The following is a 20,189-nucleotide window of genomic DNA, read 5'->3' on the forward strand; positions in this document are numbered from 1 at the left end:
GTTTTGTCTCTTGGCAGATATCAGACTTTTGAGTTTAGTAGGACACTATTAAAACCCTGTCACATAAAACCACGGATTGGAGCAGGTGAGAGAAGCTACCGCAGGAATTTGCCTCCAACCTGTTGACCTTCACCTTAATCTCTACCTCTCTTTGATTGATCTCTGTTTCTTTACTCTATAGATCTTTAGATCTTTACCTCTCTATAAGTTAAACGCGCACCTACAAGGAGATGATATGCGAGCAGTGCTAATGGCAGGTGGTTCAGGAACGCGACTTCGACCGCTAACGTGTGATCTGCCAAAACCAATGGTTCCGATCCTCAATCGCCCCATTGCAGAGCATATTATCAATCTATTAAAACGACATCGAATTCGAGAGGTGATTGCGACGCTACATTACCTGCCCGATGTCATGCGCGATTACTTCCAGGATGGAAGCGACTTTGGGGTACAGATAACCTATGCGGTTGAAGAAGACCAGCCTCTTGGAACCGCAGGCTGTGTCAGAAACATTATTGAATTACTAGATGGAACCTTTCTGGTCATCAGTGGCGATAGCATCACCGATTTTGATCTCAGTGCCGCGATCGAGTTTCACCAGCGCAAAGGATCAAAAGCCACCATCGTTCTCACGCGTGTTCCCAACCCAATCGAATTCGGTGTCGTAATCACTGATGAAAATTATCGGATTAGCCGCTTCTTAGAAAAACCGTCCACCAGCGAAGTGTTCTCGGACACCGTAAATACAGGCATTTACATTCTTGAGCCTGAAGTGTTGGAGTATCTGCCCCCCAATCAAGAAGCTGATTTTTCCAAGGACTTGTTTCCCATTTTGCTTGCGAAAAACGAACCTATGTTTGGCTACATTGCAGATGGGTACTGGTGTGACGTTGGACATTTAGATGCCTACCGGGAAGCGCAGTATGACGGATTATTGCGCAAAGTGAATTTGAACTTTGTCTACACCGAGCGATCTCCCGGATTATGGGTGGGCGAAAACACTTTTATCGATTCCACGGCCAAGATCGAAACGCCCGCCATTATTGGCAATAATTGCCGGATTGGGTCAAGAGTTACCATTGATGCCGGAACTACGATCGGCGACAACGTGACGATCGGAGCAGACGCCGATCTAAAGCGTCCGATCATTTGGAATGGCGCAATGATTGGCGATGAGGTCAATCTGCGGGCCTGTGTCGTAGCACGTGGGGCGAGAATTGATCGTCGGGCACATGTGCTAGAGGGTGCGGTCGTCGGATCGCTTTCCAGTGTGGGAGAAGAAGCGCTCATCAGTCCCCAAGTGCGCGTGTGGCCCAGTAAAAGCGTTGAATCAGGTGCAACCTTAAACACCAACCTGATTTGGGGATACACGGCGCATCGCAATTTGTTTGGGCAACGTGGCGTTTCAGGATTGGCAAACGTCGATGTGATTCCAGAGTTTGCAGTCAAGTTAGGTGCGGCGTATGGCTCAACCTTAAAGCCCAGATCACAGGTATCAGTGTCGCGGGATCAACGCACGATTTCGCGGATGGTGTCGCGATCGCTGATTGCCGGATTAATGTCGGTCGGCATCCATGTTCAGAATCTAGAAGCGACTTCCATTCCCGTCGCCCGTTCTGTCGCTCCGACGTTGGGCGTTGCGGGCGGCATTCATGTCCGCGTTCATCCCGACAAATCTGATCACATTTTGATCGAATTTTTCAACCCAAAAGGCATTAATTTATCCAAAGGGGCAGAAAAGAAAATTGAGGGCGCATTTTTTAAGGAAGATTTCCGGCGTGCCCCGATTCAAGAAATTGGCAACGTCGCGACTGTGACTCACGCGATCGAGCTTTACAGTCGCGGCTTTGAGAAGCATCTCAATCTCAAAGCCGTTCAGCACAGCAGCTCAAAAGTTGTGATCGACTATGCCTACGCTGTGTCAGGAGCCGTGTTGCCGCAACTCCTCGCCAAGTTTGGCTGTGATGCGGTGGTGCTGAATGCCAGCTTGACCCAAACGGCTCCAACGATGGCCGACCGAGAAAGTCTGCTGAATCAGTTAGGACATGTGGTGGAAGCCCTAAAAGCTACCTTTGGCGTTCAAGTGTCGGCAAACGGAGAGCAGTTAATTCTGGTGGATGAAACGGGCAGTCCGATTCGCGGAGAGACGTTGACGGCACTCATGGTTGATATGATTCTCACCTCAAATCCGCGTGGTACGGTTGTCGTTCCAGTTCATGCCTCTAGTGCAGTCGAAATGATTGCTCGTCGCCACGATGCCAAAGTTATCCGTACAAAGGCGAATCCCACCTCCTTGATGGAAACCTGCTACTCCAACTCCAACACGGTGTTGGGAGGTAGTGGAGAAATGGGCTTTATCTTTCCGCAGCTGCATCCCGGTTTTGATGCCATGTTTTGCATTGCCAAGCTGATAGAAACGCTGACATTGCAAGAACGCACCCTCGCCGAAATTCGCTCTGAGTGTCCCCGTGTCTCTCACAAAGCCTACTCAGTGCGCTGTCCTTGGACGGTCAAAGGTGCGCTGATGCGACACTTGGTCGAAACTCATGCGACTGAAGATTTGGAATTGATTGATGGAGTGAAGATTTTCAATCATCAGCGCGATAGTTGGGTCTTGATTTTGCCCGATGCAGGTGAACCCATAGTTCACATTTACGCCAATAGTAGCGATCGCGGTTGGGTGGATGAAACGTTGAGAGAATATCGGCTGCGGGTGCAAGAATTTGTCTATCACGAGCAGGGTGTGGAAGAGATTCGAGTAGAAAAAGTGTACTAGTTTCTTCCGGGTTTGGAGCTGAAATTTGTAGAATAGAACTACGCAATAGGCAGTAGAATAAACGCTTGCGATTTTGACTCCATTCACCCATCCCCGTATTGTTCTATGAATAGCTGCATTCTTCTCGCCGAAATTATTGAAGCACCCCAACTGCGCTACACCTCCGACAACCAAACCCCGATCACGGAAATGCAGGTGCAATTTGCGGGGCTGCGCCCTGAAGATCCGCCCGCTACGGTAAAAGCGGTAGGGTGGGGCAACATGGCGCAAGAGATTCAAGGTAACTATCACCAAGGCGATCGCGTCATTCTTGAAGGTCGGCTTGGTATGAACACGGTCGATCGTCCTGAAGGCTTTAAGGAGAAGCGGGCAGAGTTGACGATTCAGAAAATCTACAGTTTAGATGGGGCATCAATCGGATCGGTTTCCAGTGCATCTGCTCCTGCACCTGCTCCAAGCGCTCCTCCCACTGCTAAGCCCAAAGCCACAAAAGCACCTGCTGCACCTGCTCCAGTCGATCAACCCGAACTTGATGACATTCCCTTCTAAAGCTGTGGAATCCTGTATTGTGGCGAGAATTGGAGATGAACTCATGAGATCGGGTAGTAAGGAGCAGAAACTCGCTCGGATGCATAAGAGCAACAGCGAAGCCCTCAGTGATCTCATCTAGCAAAATGATGAACTTGTCAAGTCGTTCCCCACTCGTCTTAGTCTTCGTAATTGTTGCAGTGAAAGGCTTTGGGCTTCTATCTTCTGCAAAGTAACGTTTTCTACGCAAAGGTAGAGCGCGATCGCAGGGCCTCTCTCTCACCGTACAGATACAATTCTTCTAGGTATGACCTAAAGTAGCGCCATAGGACACTACGAGAGGACAGGTATGCCGGATTTAGGTGAGCAGGCGATCAACAAAGCCGCAGAAATTGGAATTAAGAGCCAGCTTGACGAAGTTGAAGATGTAGAAGTTGAAATCAAGACTGACCCTTTAAAGGCAATGTCTGGCAACGTTGATCAGGTCTCTGTCAAAGGAGAAGGCATGGTCATGCAGCAAGACCTTCGAATTGAGCAAATGGAGCTAGAAACCGGAAGTGTTTCGATCAATCCGCTCAGTATTGCCTTTGGTAAGGTTGAGTTAACTCAGCCGACAGACGCAGAGACCATTGTGACCCTACTAGAGTCAGACATCAATCGCGCTTTTAGTTCCGATTTTGTGGGAGCTAAGATGCAAAATCTCGATGTGCATGTGAATGGAGAACTAGCCACAGTCGACACTCGAAGCCTTAAGTTTGGATTGCCGGGCGAAGGCAAAGTCGCTCTTAGCACAGACGTGATCTTGCAGAATTCTAACGAGAAGAAGCAGGTTTCTTTCACCGCCATTCCTACTATTGGGGAAGCGGGTCAGAAAGTTGTCTTAGGAGATGTGCAATACGCTGACGGACAAGAATTATCGCCCGAGTTGACTGATGCCTTGCTACAGCAAGCCAGCGAATTATTAGATCTGCGAAACTTTGAGCTTGAAGGCATGTCCCTTCGGCTAAAGAAATTAGATGTGCAAACCGGCAAACTCGTTCTTCAGTCAGAGGCGCATATTGAGCAGTTTCCTTCATCCTAAGGGTGAACGACGCATAAGCTCTTTAGGAGAAAAAAATGCCTGAGACTCCCGACATTCCCTTGTTAGTTGAAAGTGATGAAGCGGAATATCTCGATAGCGGTGTACCCAGCACCGTTCATGTTGTGAAACATCCCTTGCATCCTTTAATTGTGACGTTTCCGATCGCGTTTCTCACGGGAGCTTTATTTACCGATGCTGCCTATTTCTTTCTACGCGATGAATTCTGGGCAAGAGCCTCTTTCTGGTTGCTTCTAGCGGGTCTCATTGTAGGTCTAGTGGCAGCAGCTACTGGCATGAGTGACTTTCTTAGAATCGGTCGGGTGCGAGAGCATAGTGCAGGCTGGGCACACATGGTAGGCAATATTGCCGCATTAGCGTTAACCTCTGCGAATCTTTGGTTACGCTGGGACGATCCGATTGGTCGCGTTGTGCCAACTGGGCTTCTGATTTCACTGTTTGTAGCGACGCTGATAGGAGTGACTGGCTGGTATGGTGCAGAACTCGTTTACCGTCACAAAGTTGCTGTTATTGGTAACGGCCCTAACGGCAAGCCGACGCTACGGTAGTTCTCAAAGTCATTGGCTAAAATGAGTAGGCTGTAGGCGTGGTTATCTTCATGCTTTTGACCTATTCAAGATTACTTCATATGAAAGAGGCTTTAAAGCCTCTTTTTTTTTAGCATTTACCGTATTGATGTTTAAAGGGTAAAAATTATGAATCAAGATGCAAAACCTGCTTATAACGAACCGGGTATTAATCAACCGATGACGGCTGAAGAGGTTGATCCTAAACAGAAGCTTGACCAAAAACGAGAGTTGGATAAAGAAACTCTAGCGTCTAACCCTGGCGATCGCATCGATTCAAGTCAATCGGTAGAAGAGAAGGCGAAACAGGTCGCAGTTGACGCTCCGGACATTACTGGTGACCACATCGTTGTACCGGAATATTTTGTGGTTGATGAACCGGATGGGGAGAAGAAAGCCCTCCACCATGTCAAAGATGCAGAAGAGATTTCTGATGTGATTCGTCAAGCGCGAATTGATGAAAATGGCAATCAGATTTGGCGATAGAGCGTGATTTTAGGACGGGCCATATTGTAGAACATCTACGATGTGGCCCGTCTTTATAGTCTCATTTCAAGAATAAAAAAGTTGTAGCGATACTAGGAAAAAGCAATGACACAATCAGAACAACTTCAGCCAAAGCAACACCAAGACCAGCGACCTGGATTGGAATCAGAAATGGATCCAACGCCACGTAGTACAGATTCTAAGTACGCTGGAAGCAACAAATTACTCAATAACGTTGCCCTTATTACAGGCGGCGATAGCGGAATTGGTCGCGCAGTTTCTATTTTCTTTGCCAAAGAAGGGGCAGATGTAGCGATCGTGTATCTCAACGAGCATGACGACGCTAAGGAAACCGTTCGACTCGTTGAGCAGGAAGGGCGTCAGTGTCTTGCGATCGCAGGTGATGTCGGTGACGAAGAGTTCTGTAAGCAAGCTGTTCAGAAAACCATCGATCAGTTTGGGCATCTAGATATTCTTGTGAACAACGCTGCAGAGCAGCATCCTCAGAACAACATTGAAGATATTACGGCAGAGCAGCTAGAGCGTACCTTCCGCACCAATATCTTTGGCATGTTTTTCATGACCAAAGCGGCAATGCCTCATTTGCAACCAGGTAGCAAGATCATCAACACCACGTCTGTTACTGCGTATCAAGGCAGCTCGACGCTACTGGACTATTCTTCAACAAAGGGTGCGATCGTTGCTTTTACTCGGTCTCTCTCTCAATCCCTAGTCGAGAAGGGTATTCGTGTAAATGGAGTCGCGCCAGGTCCGATTTGGACGCCTCTGATTCCTTCAACTTTCCCCGAAGACAAAGTGAAAAGCTTTGGTCAGCAAGTGCCTATGCAGCGGGCGGGGCAACCCGAAGAAGTAGCTCCCTCTTATGTGTTTCTTGCGTCTGATGATTCTAGCTACATGACGGGTCAAATCTTACATCCTAATGGCGGCAACGTTGTAAATGGATAACGCGATTGGGCGCAGTCGGTAAGGGCACCGCAATGTGCCCTTACTTACGTGCTTTCGTCTAGCAGTGAATGAAATCGGTATTATTGGGCGAAATACGGCTTGCGACGACAGTAGAAATGGCGACAGTAGAAATAAAAAGTAAAAACGCGATTTTTCAGGCAATTTAGTTAGGTTCTCAACAATTCCTTCAGGCACATTTGCTCTACTTAGCACCTCAGCGAAGCGATCGTGTCGTATGCTTAGAATAATTGCTAAGTAATGTTAAGCAAATGGTTCAAGACCTGCCTTTTAATAGAAACAACTTTTTTAGTGACGACCTTCCCCTTTTACGACGAAAGCAATCTGCCTATGAAATCGAAGATTCACCTGGACTGCGGCGCATTCATTGGCAGCTAGGCGACACTGTTATCATTTCAACCTTTTACACACGCATTGATCAGGCGTGCTTCTTGTGGGGCATCATTTCTGCGATTATTTTCTTTACGGCTCAGTTTGCCTTGATTGACTGGAGTACTCAGGCGATTCTCTGGTCGGTGCTGACGTTAGCAGGCACGATCGTTATGGTAGAGCGATCGTACGTTTGGCGAACCGTTGAACCCATCAGTCAAGTGGTGAGTGCTTGGGCTCGGCTAATGACGCTCGGTATCGTCATCACAGATTTAAGTATTTTCTTGGGTTGGGGACAGGTTCTCGCTTCTCTTTGTGCAATGTGGCTGGTGCTGAACGCGATCGGGTATTTCTACAGTAGCTGGAAGATGCGATCGCGCGCCTTCAGCCTGATGGGCCTAATGCACCTTGCTGGAATTGCAGTCCTTCCCTATGTCGGAGTATGGCAATTCGTTGTGACCGGCGTTCTGATTGGATTTAGTGCACTACTGCTTGCAGAACTGCAATGGGATTCTCATGACATCTGTGCCCATCTATTAGTTCAGTCATCTAACTAGCACAGTCTTAATCTTTCTTATGCTCGTTTACGAGCTAAAACGGTAAAGTAGTATACATAATGCCAATCAAATTCTGAAGCTGATCAAGCTGTAACCGTTGGCGAAGAAAACGCTAATAGTTAAGCAGAATGAGGTGACGCCAAATTTGTAGGTGAAGGTGACTAGGTGGCACGAAATACTGTGCCACCTTTTTTTTGCGCTCATCAGCAGGTTAGCGCTACTCTAGTCCGAGTTCTCGTTTAAGCAGACTCACCGACTTGCTGACTACAAAGTTCTCACAACAAATCACTTGAGGTGGGCGAATAATATCTTCTCGTGCTGCCGACACCGTAGCCTTGACCATCGCACAACTCATCTCATCGAAACTAAAGATGGTTTGGGCACTACGAACGATCGCATTGAGCTTATATTTGTCGTTGACTTGTGCCGTCATGACTAGCAAGTCATCACCCCGCAAACTGTGAATGATCACCTCCGCAACGCCGACTGTGCCGGAACTGAGGCTGACGATACCAAGGCAGGTTCCTTTCTGCATTGCCTTGACAATTTTGATTTCTTTTTCAAAATCATAAATATCAATCGGAATCACACGAGCCGCTCTTGGCGTTGCGATCGCTTCTGCCTGAGCAATAAAGTAGCGGCTCGTCACAACGGTGCTAGAACGAGTCTGATCAAGAACTTGACTCAGTTCTTCCATCGGCACAAGCTGCATCGGAATATTGAGCGCCCGTTCTAGTTCGCGCAGTAGCACTTCACCATTACCAATGTCGTGCATCGGCGCTGTGACTAACACTTGAGCGCTACAGCGCAATCGCCAATCAATTTCTGCTAGAAACAGTTCCCGTGCTTGACCGAGAGAACAGCCCTGCTTCAACAAATCATCAAGGCTATTTTGAATAATTTTGTGAGCTAAGGGATACTGGTCAAGTAAGGGAGATTTGATGTGAATCGCCGCATCATGTCCTTGATCTCGAACATATATTCCTGATCCAGCATGGGCATCAACGACACCAGCATCTTCTAACTGCCGATAAACCTTACTAATGGTGTTGCGATGCAGTCCGGTTTGCATCGCGAGTTGACGGGTACTCGGTAAGCGATGTCCAGGCGGAAACTGCCGTGAGGCGATCGCAAACAAAATCTGATTGTAAAGTTGATTGGATGCCGGGATATCGCTATCTGGCTGAATTTGAAATTGCACCATGCCAGCGCCTCAAGACTTGCTCACCTAATTTATCAGGGAATTCCGACGTTGGAATTCGCTTAATATTCCTACCATCTTAGGTGACAGACTGATTGTGAAGTTAAGTGTTTTCTCTGGTCTCTAACCCGCTTTACCACCTCTAGTCGGTATTTTTTCTGACTTTGGTTAAACGTATGAAATGTTCCCTACAAGTTAAGCAGGGTTAGATGTTTCGAGGGATATCACTATAAATCCAAGGTGTTTCTATACGGTGATTTACGGTTACCTTTAGCGCTAAAGTACGGAGAAGAAATTTTCAAGTTCATAGAGTTTTTTAGAAACAAAAAGTTTTGTTTACTCATCTCAGTTTACTCATCCTCAGAGTATGGCAAGCTTCTAAACTGACGCTCGCTACTATCATGAAGCTAATCTTGCGTCAGCACCCTTTAATTTACGCTCGGTTCAAGGCACAATGATTGAAATTCGCTCAACTCATCCCAAAATTTCTAACGGTTCCCTGCAAATCGATGCCTATCTTGCAGAACCGACTGAGGCAGGACAGTACCCTGCGATCGTCGTGATTCAAGAAGTGTTTGGCGTCAATGCTCACATTCGAGAGGTCACGGAGCGCATCGCCAGAGAAGGGTATGTCGCGATCGCGCCTGCGATCTATCAGCGTACCGCCCCCGGATTTGAGGTCGGCTATAGCGATGAAGAGCTAAAGCTTGGTCGCTCTCACAAAGACCAAACGACAGCAGAGCAGTTATTGAGCGATGTCCAAAGCGCAATCGCCCATCTCAGAGCCTTACCCTCGGTTCAGCAAGATGCGATCGGGGTGATCGGGTTTTGTTTTGGTGGACACGTTGCTTATCTAGCCGCCACTTTACCAGATGTGAAGGTGACAGCTTGTTTTTATGGCGCTGGCATTCCTGTGATGACGCCGGGAGGAGGAGTTCCAACAATTGCTCGGACTCCTGACATCAAAGGAACGGTTTACGGATTTTTTGGTACTCAAGATCCCCTCATTCCAGCCGAACAGATCGATCAAATCGAGGCTGCTCTGCAAGCTCACGGCATTCGTCACCGACTATTCCGGTATCCTGCGGGACACGGATTCTTTTGCGATCAGCGTGATAGCTATAGCGCGATCGCAGCAACGAATGCTTGGGAGCAGGTCAAAGAGCTGTTTGGACAACTCAAGCGATCGTGATTTAAAGACGTGCCATCAGCCCTCAATCTTCAGCTTCTAAGTTCGACTTGGAACTTCTCCGCCAACGCATCCCGGACTTTTTGGTGAACTGGATCAACATCCTCATCGGTCAGCGTGCGATCGATGGCTCGATACACCAATCGAAACGCTAAACTACGCTGCCCCTCTGGCACTCGGTCTCCTCGATATTGGTCAAACAACTCCACAGACTCTAACAATGTGCCGCCCGCTTTTGTGATCGTGCGTTGGAGGTCTGCAACCGCAACCTTAGTCGAAACGTAGAAGGCAATATCGCGATCAGATGCCGGATACGTGGAGTAAGGCTTAAACACTGGCACGAGGGCTTCATCCGTTTCTAGATGCCGAATCGCAATTCCCAAATCGAGTTGAAAGAGATACACTTCATCGGGTAGACTGCGTTCTTGACGGAGTTGCGGATGGAGTTGTCCAAAGGTGCCCAAGCGATCGCCTCTAACCCAGAGCGAGGCTGTCCGTCCTGGATGCAATCGCTCATCCCGGCGATCGGGCTGATACTCGACGGGCAACCCGACTCGCTCAAACACGCCGTCAAGCAAACCTTTTGCCTCAAACCAGGTGAGGGGTTGGTCTTTGCCGCCCCGAATCCACTTGCCTTGGCTCGGATCGCCGCCCAAAATGCCTCCTAAATACTCCGATTCGGTCAGCCCTTCTTCTTCGTTCCAGAACACATGCCCAAACTCGAATCCGTTGAGTGCGCCGTTGCCTTGTTCCTGATTGTATTGGAAGGCATCGATCAAGCCGTCAATCAAATCTGTTCGCAGTGCAGAATATTCGGTAAAAAGAGGATTTGCCAGAATGATTTGACGCTCGCTACTGGGTTTGCCGAGTGAATAGTGAATTAACTCGGTCAATCCTGCTCCTCGAAACGCTTCCCGCAGATGCCGCGTCACGTACTGCTCGATCGAGAGATATCCTGCCTCCGTTTTAGTTGGCAAACTATCGTAGAAGTTGTTGTACCCGTACAACCGCGCCACTTCTTCAATTAGATCAATTTCCCGTTCTAAATCGCGGTAGCGGTAGGGCGGAACGGTGACTGTCCAGGTTCCGGGAGCGCTGATCTCCAATTGACAACCTAAAGCACTCAACGTCCGTTCAACATCAGTCGATTGAAGTTCGGCCAAATCGTCTTCCACTTCGACCATGCCCAAAACTTGATTGATTCGCTCCAAGCGCAACTCAATCGATCGGGTTAAGGCCCCCCCACTCGGACGGGTATCTACCATTTCTTGGGCAACAACTTGTCCTCCCGCCAGCTCGGTGATGAGTTTCACCGCCCGACGACATGCTGTTTCGAGTTCGGCTAAATTAATGCCTCGCTCATAGCGGGCAGAGGCCTCCGTTCGTAAGCCCTGAGCGCGAGCCGAACGCCGAATCGCCGCCGAATCAAAAATGGCTGATTCCAGCATCACGTTCTGCGTTCCGTCATACACTTCGGTTTCCTCGCCGCCCATAATGCCTGCTAGCATCGTCGGCCGATCATTAGCCGTAATCAAAAGCGCTTGCTCTAGCAGTTTGCGATCGTTGCCATCCAAGGTTTTTACCACTTCTCCTGGCTGCGCAAACCGGACGCCCATCGTCAACGGTTCACTCCCGGCTACGGTGACCAAGCGATCGCGATCGAACGCATGCAGCGGCTGTCCCCATTCCAACATGATGTAGTTGGTAACATCCACCACGTTGTTAATTGAGCGAACCCCAGCAGACTGCAATCGCTGCTGTAGCCAAGCAGGAGACGGCGCAACCGTCAATCCCTCAATGACTGTTCCAATATAGGCTGGGCAAGCTTGCGGTTCAGAAATCTTGAGTGCTAACGAGCCGCTCTTGGTCGGTTTAACAGAGGGAGCGTCAGGTAACCGTAGGGGGCTGCCAGTCAGAGCGACAATCTCCCGCGCAATGCCAACCATGCTCAGGGCATCGGCTCGATTGGCGGTAGAGGTCAGGTCGAGAATTACATCATCAAGTCCTAGCAGCGATCGGGCGTCACTTCCAGGTTTGACTGACCCGACTGTAGACGAATCGAAAATGTGGATGCCGTCCGATTCTTTTGTTAACCCGACCTCTGAGAGCGAACAGATCATGCCTTCAGACGGTACACCTCTCAGTTTGGCAGACTTAATTTTTAGATCTACTTTGGGCAAGTACGTTCCTAACGTCGCCACAGCAACGTAAATGTCGGCTCGGACATTTGCCGCGCCGCAAACAATTTGAGACGGAGCTTCACCGCCAATATCCACCTGACACACACTCAGACGATCGGCATTTGGGTGCTGTTGGCGGTCTAACACTTTTCCGACAACGACGCCATCTGCCCACGTGCGCCGATCTTCAATCTCTTCGACCTCAAACCCTGCCATCGTCAACATGTCGGCTAAGGCTTCCGGTGACAGGGATATATCAACAAGCTCTTGCAACCAGTTCAGAGAAATCCGCATTCAGCCCAATCCTAAGCGACGCCAATCTGAATCATTCTACCTAATTCGTATTGACAATTCTTAACTGGTCATTTGGAAGATAGAAAGTAGTGAAATGAGCACTTACGATTGGCTCCGCCAAACTCCGAAGGATCGCTTCGCTAAATCATTCGTCGCTCATAAATAATTCTGGTAACTGATTAGAAACGGTGGGGGATACACTCCATTGTTTTTTTCAGCTTTCTCTCTGGGTACTCTCAATTGGGAGGCTAAGGGAGGGTCAATTTTAGGTCGTCTATCAGGACGTGAGACAAACGCCAACTTTAATGTACAGCTTCAATGTCTTGCCAAAATTCCCTGCCTCTAGCCTCACGACTTGCCCATGCCACTCAAACGGTAGGGGCACATTTGTCCACATTTCGATCGAAGCGGGTGATGCTGAATGAGCTACTGCTTGAATCCGGTTTGTCCTCATCCCGAAAATTTAGCCAACACAGAACTGTGTCAGGCGTGCGGCTCTAAGCTCTTGTTGCGCGATCGCTATCGAGTTCTTCAGGCGTTGGGTCAAGGAGGGTTTGGGGCGACCTTTTTATCCCGCGATGAGGTGCTGCCCGGTCAGCCCAACTGTGTGATCAAACAATTGCGTCCGACCGCCACGGCTCCGCATGTAATGCAGATGGCGCGAGAACTGTTTCAGCGAGAGGCACAGACGTTGGGCAAGATTGGCAATCACCCTCAAGTGCCACGATTGTTAGATTATTTTGAGGCAAATCAAGAATTTTATTTGATTCAAGAATATGTCAGCGGCTCAACGCTTCAGCAAGAAATCAAGCGATCGGGTCCGCTCAGTGAAGCTAGCACCAAGCAATTCTTGAGCGAACTGCTGCCTGTGCTGCAATATATTCACAGCAATCAAGTGATTCACCGGGACATTAAACCCGCGAACATGATTCGGCGATCGCACGACTGCAAATTGGTGCTGATTGATTTTGGAGCCGTTAAAAATCAAGTCAGTGCCGTTGCTAACAGTGTCACCGAGCAAACCGCACTGACTGCTTATGCGATCGGAACTCCAGGATTTGCACCACCTGAGCAAATGGCAATGCGTCCGGTCTACGCCAGTGATATTTATGCGTTGGGAGTAACATGCATCTATTTGCTCACTGGCAAATCTCCAAAAGACCTCGATTACGATCCAGCAACGGGTGAACTGCTGTGGGAAAAGCATGTCCACATTAGCGACCACTTCGCCAGCGTTCTGAAGAAAATGCTGGAAGTATCTGTGCGCCATCGCTATCAATCATCTAGTGAGATTCTTCGAGCGCTAGATTTAGAACCCTATCTCGACAGTCTAGCTGGCAGCATGAACAGCGTAGCTGCAAGGACGGACGGTGCCAAAGGCGATGCTAAAGAGCGGGGGTACGATTCTCAAGATTCTTCATCTCCTGCCGCCCGGGCGGCGATGGCGATTCGGGCACGGCAGCAACAGCGCTCCGATGCCACAAGTTTACAGCCCGGTTTGGCACGTAGTCGCGTAATTGCCGCGAAGCCAACCACGACGACGCTACGAACCAAAGGTACAATTGGACAAACCGACCTGACGGGGCAGCGATCAGTTGCATCTGAGCAAAAGCTAGATGCTCAAGGGCTGCAAAGCTATTACGCCAAAGGCAAGCGAGACTTTGCAGCACATGATCTGGCGATGCTAAAGTTGCCCAAAGCCGATTTGTCAGGCGCAGTATTCCATCAATCTAATCTCCGCCAGATCAATCTTCAAGGTGCAAATTTGTCTAATGCCGATTTTGGGCGATCGAGTCTTAATCATGCCAATCTTCGAGACGCAAACTTGGTACGAGCATATCTAAGCAATGCCGATCTAGAAGGGGCAGACTTGCGCGGAGCAGATTTGAGTCACGCTTATTTGCTAAATGCCAATCTTCGTGGCACAAATTTGTGTGGGGCAAATTTGACTGGAGCGAAACTGAGTGAGGAACAACTGGCATTAGCTCGGACGAACTGGTTAACGGTTCGTCCGAGTGGAAAGCGTGGAAATTGGTAGTTCGTAGCGCTTACTGATCGCGTTTGAGTCGATCGATCTCTTGCTGTAAGGCTTCGATCTGTTGTCGGAGATGGTCGGCATCTTCAGCTTGGGCGTCTACGTTGACCGCACCTTCTGACCCAGTTCGAGTGTAATTGCCTTGACGAATGTGTTGAAAGTCAGATGAAGTAGACCACTCTTGCAGGTAGCGGACGCGCTCGACGGTGAACGGATGAGTGAGGAAGATGCCGCTCGACACGTCGTTATAGAGGAAGAATTTATAGACCTGATTGAGATTGTCTTGGTCAAGATTTTGATAGCGATCGCTCTGCTTTGCAAATTCTTCGACGCTTAATTCATGAGCATATTTATGGCTTCCGCCTGCTAAACGCATCATGCTGTGCATCACGGGATTGAGGTCATCCATGACCAATAGCGCTGCCCGGTCGGCAGACAATTCAGCTTTGCGGAGCCATTCATAGAACGAGAGTAGCAATCCGGTGCTGATCAAATTGCTCAGTCCAAAGGTCAGGTCAGCTAAGCCTGCGATCGCCATGTTGACCCACGTTGCCATCTGAGTCAGCGTAGTATGACCACATTTGAGGTGTCCGAGTTCGTGAGCAATCACAGATTTTAGTTCTACTTCGCTCAGTAAGTCTAATAGCGCGGTGTTTAAAACGACGCAGGGGCGCTCTTGTCCTAGAGCATAAGCGTTGACAAGCGGCGCTTGAGACACAAAGAGAGCAGGTTCTGAGGCGATGTCGAGTGACTGCAAGCATTCGCGAAAGATTTGATAAACGCTTGAATATTGGCGGACGCCGACTTGAATGCTGTTTCCCGTTAAATACACTAGGCGCGGACGCTCATAGACAAACTCGATAACCTTTCGGGCGACAAGATCAAAGCCAGGGACGCTGCGGAGGGCTTGTTCGGCTTGGTAATCTAACGGGTGACGAAAGGCAGCGCTAGAAATTCCGGGATAGGAGGGCATGGATGAACAATGGTAGGGCGGTGATTCTAAGGTAACAGGTCAGTTGCTTCGATTAAAGAGAGACGCTGTTGACAGTGCTTTGCAAAGAAGAATCTTCTTGGCTTGATTAAGCTGCACGATCGTAGGTGAACTTGCGTCAGCTTAACCAAAGTAAAAAATGCTAAACCGTATAGATATCCCGACAATCATAATTGCTAGGCTAGGGAGATGCCCTTGTGATCTCTCCTCGATCCCAGTAATCTAGACCAAAGATTTGTCTATCTAGTCTCCCTAAAGTAGAGCATTTCTCAGCATGGCTAATTCCTCCGATCGTCGCCCCATCCTGCTTGATTTTGAAAAGCCCTTAGCAGAGCTAGAGACTCGCATTGCCCAAATTCGGGAACTTGCCGAAGAAAACGAGGTCGATGTTTCTGATCAGATTCGTTTGCTTGAGGATCGGGCGGTGCAGCTTCGCCAGGAAATTTTTAGCAGCTTGACGCCCTTGCAACGGCTACAGGTTGCCCGCCACCCGCGCCGCCCTAGCACGCTGGACTATGTTCAGGCGATCAGTGACGACTGGATGGAGTTACACGGCGATCGCGGCGGGCGAGATGATGCGGCGATGGTGGGCGGGGTAGCGCAAATCGATGGACGCCCGGTGATGATTCTGGGGCAGCAAAAAGGACGAGATACGAAAGACAACGTGTTTCGGAACTTTGGCATGGCGTCTCCAAGTGGCTACCGCAAGGCGATGCGGCTGATGGATCACGCGAGCCGTTTTGGAATGCCAATCATCACGTTTATTGATACAGCAGGAGCCTTTCCGGGATTAGAAGGCGAGCAACAGGGACAGGGAGAAGCGATCGCATATAATCTGCGCGAAATGTTTCGCTTAGAAGTGCCGATTATCTGTACGGTGATTGGTGAAGGAGGATCGGGTGGTGCGCTGGGAATTGGGGTTGGCGATCGCCTGATGATGTTTGAACATTCGGTCTACACCGTCATCAGCCCGGAAGGATGTGCCTCTATTTTGTGGAGAGATGCCGCTAAAGCGCCGCAAGCCGCAGAAGCCCTGAAAATCACGGCCCAGGATCTGATGAGTTTGGGGATTTTAGATGAAATTTTGCCAGAACCTATTGGCGGCGCTCATTCTGACCCGTTGACCACCGCAGAAACCTTAAAGAAAGCGATTCTAAGACATTTATCTGAGCTAGATCAGCTCACGCCTGAGCAACGGTGCGACCTCCGCTATCGAAAGTTTCGCAATTTTGGCGTCTTCGTCGAAGCTGGCATGACGCATGTAGGTTGAGTGCTGCTGAAATGAACTTCTTCGCGATATAATTAACAATTGTTAACAGTTTCTTATTTTTCTGCTGTCGCTACTGTTGAGGCAGCTCTTTTGGCTTATCAAGTCAGTTCAGCCCTAGAGAGGAGATTCGTTCTACTGACGTTACCGTTGTTAGATCGATGAGTTGGATTTGAGTTTCAGTTTGTAGCGCAATCCATTCACTCACAGCTTTCATCTCACTGTTTGATCGGTTCACCTCATTGTTTTTTCCGGATGAGTATTTCATGACTGCTTCCAAAGGACACTACGCTCTGATCACAGGGGCAAGCAGTGGAATCGGTGAGGCGACTGCCCTTGCCTTTGCCAAAGCAGGTATACATTTAGCATTGGTTAGCCGTTCTGCGGCTAAGTTGGAATCGGTGGCAGATGCCGCTCGTCAATTCGGTGTCGAGGTTCGCACAGATGCGATCGATTTAGCGGAGGTGGATCAGGTGCGATCGCGCATCGAAGCCATTACATCGAAGGTTGGCGCGATTGATATCCTCGTGAACAACGCTGGCATGGGCTACACCGGAACCGTGATGGAGACGTCTTTAGCAGACTGGCAGCGCGTAATTGATCTAAACCTCACCAGCGTTTTTCAGGTCATCCAAGGCAGTCTACCCGCCCTACGACGGCAGCAGAGCAGCACGATCATCAATGTCGCCTCTATTGCGGCCCATCAAGCGTTTCCCAACTGGGGCGCATACAGTGTGAGTAAGTTTGGCTTGCTGGCGCTGTCTAAAACTTTGGCGGCGGAAGAACGCGCCAACGGCATTCGTGTGGTGACGGTTTCCCCTGGATCGGTCAATACCCCGATTTGGGATACAGACACTGTGCAAGCTGACTTCGATCGCAGCCAAATGCTGACGCCTGACGTGGTGGCTCAGTCGATCCTTCATGCCGCAACTTTGCCCACTCACGCTGTGGTAGAGGAGTTAATCCTGATGCCCAACGCAGGTACGTTTTAGCGGGCGTCATTTTCGTGTTTGACTTTATGTTCGTGTTTTGACTTTTTGCACACATTCACTTCGATCTACTATGGCAATTACTTCCCCAAATAGTTCAGATGCTTCCAGTCCTAAGAAAAATTTAGAAGCGAGACCCGATCGCAACACTCAAAACGGGCAAGAGGTCAAAATCACACCTCCCACCGACGAGCATCTTGAGGATATGAAAGATGCCGTGCGAACCATGTTAGTTGGTGTGGGCGAAGACCCAGAACGTGAAGGTCTCCTAAAAACGCCGAAGCGTGTAGCAGAAGCAATGCGCTTTTTGACCAGTGGCTATACTCAGTCGTTGGATGACCTCGTGAATGGCGCTATTTTTGATGAGGGACATAACGAAATGGTGTTGGTGCGCGACATCACTTTCTTTAGCTTGTGCGAGCATCACATGCTGCCATTTATGGGAAAAGCTCATGTAGCCTACATTCCAAATCAGAAAGTGGTCGGGTTGAGCAAACTGGCTCGGATTGTGGAGATGTACTCCCGTCGATTGCAGGTGCAAGAGCGTTTGACGCGCCAAGTGGCAGAAGCAATTCAAGAAATTTTGGAGCCGAGGGGCGTCGCAGTGGTGATGGAGGCGACACATACGTGTATGACAATGCGGGGCGTTCAAAAGCCAGGGTCTTGGACAGTGACAAGTGCAATGGTTGGAGTGTTTCAAGACGATCAGAAGACGCGTGAGGAGTATCTCAATTTGATTCGTCACCAGCCGTCGTTCTGGTAGTTGGGGCTTAAAGACTGAATGGGTGAGATAGTTGTGCGATCGCGCCTTGAATCCTGAATGGCTTCGTGAAGTCTAAAGAAGAAGATGCTAGCTACATCACATCTTGGGTTTAGGCGGGTGGTTTAACAAGCTCCTCTGTCTAAGACATCGCCATCTGAAAAGCGAAGGGGCAAAACTGGTTCGCGATCGCGAACCAGTTTTGCGATCGCGGCCACCAGTACTTGTGGGTCAACAGGTTTAGAAATGTGGTTTTGAAATCCAGCCGATAGCGCTTGTGCTCGATCTTCGGGTTTTGTGCTTGCGGTAAGCGCGAGCGCTGGAATATGGCGCGCTTTTTTGAAAATTGCCGAATTGGGTACGTCGCGCTGTTGTTCCTGTTCACGAATTTGGCGAATTAGGTAATAGCCATCTTCTCCAGGCATCGCGATATCGCTAACTAAGATATGTGGAGTGGTATGTTTCAGACACTTGATCGCTTCGTTCGCTGAAGCAACTGCGATCACATCGGCCCCGGCTTGTTCTAGCACTGCTTTAATAAAGTCGCGACTATCAGCAACGTCTTCAACCACTAACACCTGTATATGATCGAGAGACATCTCTCCTCTATTCTCGGTCTTAGCCGCTAGGGTGGAGTCCAGCTCATTGCTAATTTGAGTTGTTGCTAAGGGTAAGTGAACCGTGAAAGTGGTTCCTTTGTCCTCACCCTCACTGTAAGCAAAAATTTTGCCTTGGTGAAGATTCACTAGCTGATCTACAATTGCCAATCCTAATCCTAGTCCACCATGCGATCGCGTCGAGGAACTGTCGGCTTGACGGAAATGCTCAAAGATGTGGGGAAGAAAATCGGGAGAAATGCCAATTCCGGTATCGATCACGTGCAGGTGAGCAGAATTCTGTTCATGTGCGATCGACCACTTAACGGTAACCTGTCCGCCTTTAGAGGTGAACTTGATGGCGTTCGTGAGCAAATTCCAGATGATTTGCCGCAGCCGTTCTGGATCAGCAGAAATCAGTTGTCCTGTCTCATCTAGTTGAGCAACTAGCTCAATCGCTTTCTCGTCAGCTAATGGGCGCACCGATTCAATCACCGATTCAATAATCGCGATCGCGTTGATAGGCTGGAGCGACAGTCGGACTTTGCCCCGCATCAGCTTGGAAACATCTAAAATGTCTTCGATCAGTTGGGCTTGCGATTTCGCGTTACGGGCGATCGTTTCTAACGCCCGCACCGTTTTAGCCTCATCAAATTTTTTGCTCAGCAGCAATTGCGACCACCCCAGGATCGAATTCAAGGGCGTACGGAGTTCATGAGAAACGACGGCTAAGAAATCATCTTTGATCCGGTTCGCGTCTTCCGCTTGCTTGCGAGCGGCTTCTACCCGCAGAATCTCAAGGTTTTTGGCAACAAGTTGCTGGGCTTGTTGCTGAACCTCAACATTTTTTTTGAACAAATCAACAAATACAGCCACTTTTGCGGTCAAAATCACCGGATCAATAGGTTTGAGCAAGTAATCCACTGCGCCGAGCGCATATCCCTTTGATCGAAGAGCATCCGCGTCACTGAATGCAGTGAGAAAAATGATTGGTGTGGAGCGCGATCGCGATCGTTGCCGGATCAGCGCTGCGGTTTCAAACCCATCCATTCCAGGCATCTGCACATCTAGCAGAATGAGTGCAAAGTCTTGGTCGAGCAAACACTTTAAAGCTTGTGCCCCTGAATGAGCTTTCACCAAGTCTTGCCCCAATCCGTCGAGGGTGGCTTCTAGGGCAATCAGATTTTCAGGATGGTCGTCCACTAGAAGGACAGTTGCTTTGGGTTCAGCTTGCATACGCACGTAGAGCTAGAGGGTTGAAGGAGCAGCTTGAGGGGCGAGTTCCCTTCCTCCTTGACGATAAGTTTATTGGGTCAAGGATC

Annotated in this window: 16 protein-coding genes; 12 read left to right on the forward strand and 4 right to left on the reverse strand. The window is 49.2% G+C overall.

Annotated elements, in window-relative coordinates:
• The first annotated feature begins 235 nt into the window (after nucleotides 1-235).
• From AC5I6P_RS09975 to AC5I6P_RS10005, 7 genes are all read left to right on the forward strand, one after another.
• Nucleotides 236-2,776 carry a sugar phosphate nucleotidyltransferase gene (locus AC5I6P_RS09975; RefSeq protein WP_495693597.1) on the forward strand — a complete coding sequence of 847 codons (2,541 nt, stop codon included), beginning with the start codon at nucleotides 236-238 and terminating at the stop codon, nucleotides 2,774-2,776.
• A 105-nt stretch (nucleotides 2,777-2,881) separates the two neighbouring features.
• The gene (locus AC5I6P_RS09980) at nucleotides 2,882-3,325 is read left to right on the forward strand and encodes a single-stranded DNA-binding protein (protein ID WP_495693598.1); all 444 of its coding nucleotides are present in this window, start codon (nucleotides 2,882-2,884) and stop codon (nucleotides 3,323-3,325) included.
• A gap of 328 nt (nucleotides 3,326-3,653) precedes the next feature.
• Nucleotides 3,654-4,385: an LmeA family phospholipid-binding protein gene (locus AC5I6P_RS09985; protein WP_495693599.1), complete on the forward strand. Its 732-nt coding sequence runs from the start codon at nucleotides 3,654-3,656 to the stop codon at nucleotides 4,383-4,385.
• Nucleotides 4,386-4,420: 35 nt separating this feature from the next.
• Nucleotides 4,421-4,951: a DUF2231 domain-containing protein gene (locus tag AC5I6P_RS09990; RefSeq protein WP_495693600.1), complete on the forward strand. Its 531-nt coding sequence runs from the start codon at nucleotides 4,421-4,423 to the stop codon at nucleotides 4,949-4,951.
• Between the two features lie 147 nt (nucleotides 4,952-5,098).
• Nucleotides 5,099-5,455: a hypothetical protein gene (locus AC5I6P_RS09995; protein ID WP_495693601.1), complete on the forward strand. Its 357-nt coding sequence runs from the start codon at nucleotides 5,099-5,101 to the stop codon at nucleotides 5,453-5,455.
• 105 nt (nucleotides 5,456-5,560) lie between these two features.
• On the forward strand, nucleotides 5,561-6,421 hold the full coding sequence (locus tag AC5I6P_RS10000; RefSeq protein ID WP_495693602.1) for an SDR family oxidoreductase: 861 nt from the start codon (nucleotides 5,561-5,563) through the stop codon (nucleotides 6,419-6,421).
• 269 nt (nucleotides 6,422-6,690) lie between these two features.
• A complete protein-coding gene (locus tag AC5I6P_RS10005) occupies nucleotides 6,691-7,365 on the forward strand; it encodes a hypothetical protein (RefSeq protein ID WP_495693603.1) in 675 nt (224 codons plus the stop codon).
• A gap of 217 nt (nucleotides 7,366-7,582) precedes the next feature.
• Here the strand turns inward: AC5I6P_RS10005 and AC5I6P_RS10010 are convergent, their stop codons facing one another.
• Nucleotides 7,583-8,569: a GntR family transcriptional regulator gene (locus AC5I6P_RS10010; RefSeq protein ID WP_495693604.1), complete on the reverse strand. Its 987-nt coding sequence runs from the start codon at nucleotides 8,567-8,569 to the stop codon at nucleotides 7,583-7,585.
• Nucleotides 8,570-9,020: 451 nt separating this feature from the next.
• On the opposite strand from AC5I6P_RS10010, the gene AC5I6P_RS10015 reads away from it, so the two are divergent.
• Nucleotides 9,021-9,758, forward strand: a complete 738-nt coding sequence (locus AC5I6P_RS10015) for a dienelactone hydrolase family protein (protein ID WP_495693605.1) — start codon at nucleotides 9,021-9,023, stop codon at nucleotides 9,756-9,758.
• 29 nt (nucleotides 9,759-9,787) lie between these two features.
• Here AC5I6P_RS10015 and pheT read toward each other — a convergent pair whose 3' ends face one another.
• Nucleotides 9,788-12,229 carry a phenylalanine--tRNA ligase subunit beta gene (gene pheT, locus AC5I6P_RS10020; RefSeq protein WP_495693606.1) on the reverse strand — a complete coding sequence of 814 codons (2,442 nt, stop codon included), beginning with the start codon at nucleotides 12,227-12,229 and terminating at the stop codon, nucleotides 9,788-9,790.
• Nucleotides 12,230-12,650: 421 nt separating this feature from the next.
• Here pheT and AC5I6P_RS10025 point away from each other — a divergent pair, with 421 nt between their 5' ends.
• A complete protein-coding gene (locus AC5I6P_RS10025) occupies nucleotides 12,651-14,267 on the forward strand; it encodes a serine/threonine-protein kinase (protein ID WP_495693607.1) in 1,617 nt (538 codons plus the stop codon).
• Nucleotides 14,268-14,277: 10 nt separating this feature from the next.
• Here AC5I6P_RS10025 and AC5I6P_RS10030 read toward each other — a convergent pair whose 3' ends face one another.
• Nucleotides 14,278-15,237, reverse strand: coding sequence for a M48 family metallopeptidase (locus AC5I6P_RS10030; RefSeq protein ID WP_495693608.1), 960 nt, complete (start codon nucleotides 15,235-15,237; stop codon nucleotides 14,278-14,280).
• A 292-nt stretch (nucleotides 15,238-15,529) separates the two neighbouring features.
• On the opposite strand from AC5I6P_RS10030, the gene AC5I6P_RS10035 reads away from it, so the two are divergent.
• The 3 genes from AC5I6P_RS10035 (at nucleotide 15,530) to folE (ending at nucleotide 18,274) form a co-directional block, all read left to right on the forward strand.
• Nucleotides 15,530-16,525 carry an acetyl-CoA carboxylase carboxyltransferase subunit alpha gene (locus tag AC5I6P_RS10035; RefSeq protein ID WP_495693609.1) on the forward strand — a complete coding sequence of 332 codons (996 nt, stop codon included), beginning with the start codon at nucleotides 15,530-15,532 and terminating at the stop codon, nucleotides 16,523-16,525.
• 263 nt (nucleotides 16,526-16,788) lie between these two features.
• On the forward strand, nucleotides 16,789-17,514 hold the full coding sequence (locus AC5I6P_RS10040; RefSeq protein WP_495693610.1) for an SDR family oxidoreductase: 726 nt from the start codon (nucleotides 16,789-16,791) through the stop codon (nucleotides 17,512-17,514).
• A 70-nt stretch (nucleotides 17,515-17,584) separates the two neighbouring features.
• On the forward strand, nucleotides 17,585-18,274 hold the full coding sequence (gene folE / locus AC5I6P_RS10045; RefSeq protein WP_495693611.1) for a GTP cyclohydrolase I FolE: 690 nt from the start codon (nucleotides 17,585-17,587) through the stop codon (nucleotides 18,272-18,274).
• Between the two features lie 122 nt (nucleotides 18,275-18,396).
• On the opposite strand, the gene AC5I6P_RS10050 is transcribed toward folE, so the two are convergent.
• The gene (locus AC5I6P_RS10050) at nucleotides 18,397-20,103 is read right to left on the reverse strand and encodes a response regulator (protein WP_495693612.1); all 1,707 of its coding nucleotides are present in this window, start codon (nucleotides 20,101-20,103) and stop codon (nucleotides 18,397-18,399) included.
• Between the last annotated feature and the right edge of the window lie 86 nt (nucleotides 20,104-20,189).

Source organism: Myxacorys sp., assembly GCF_059501405.1.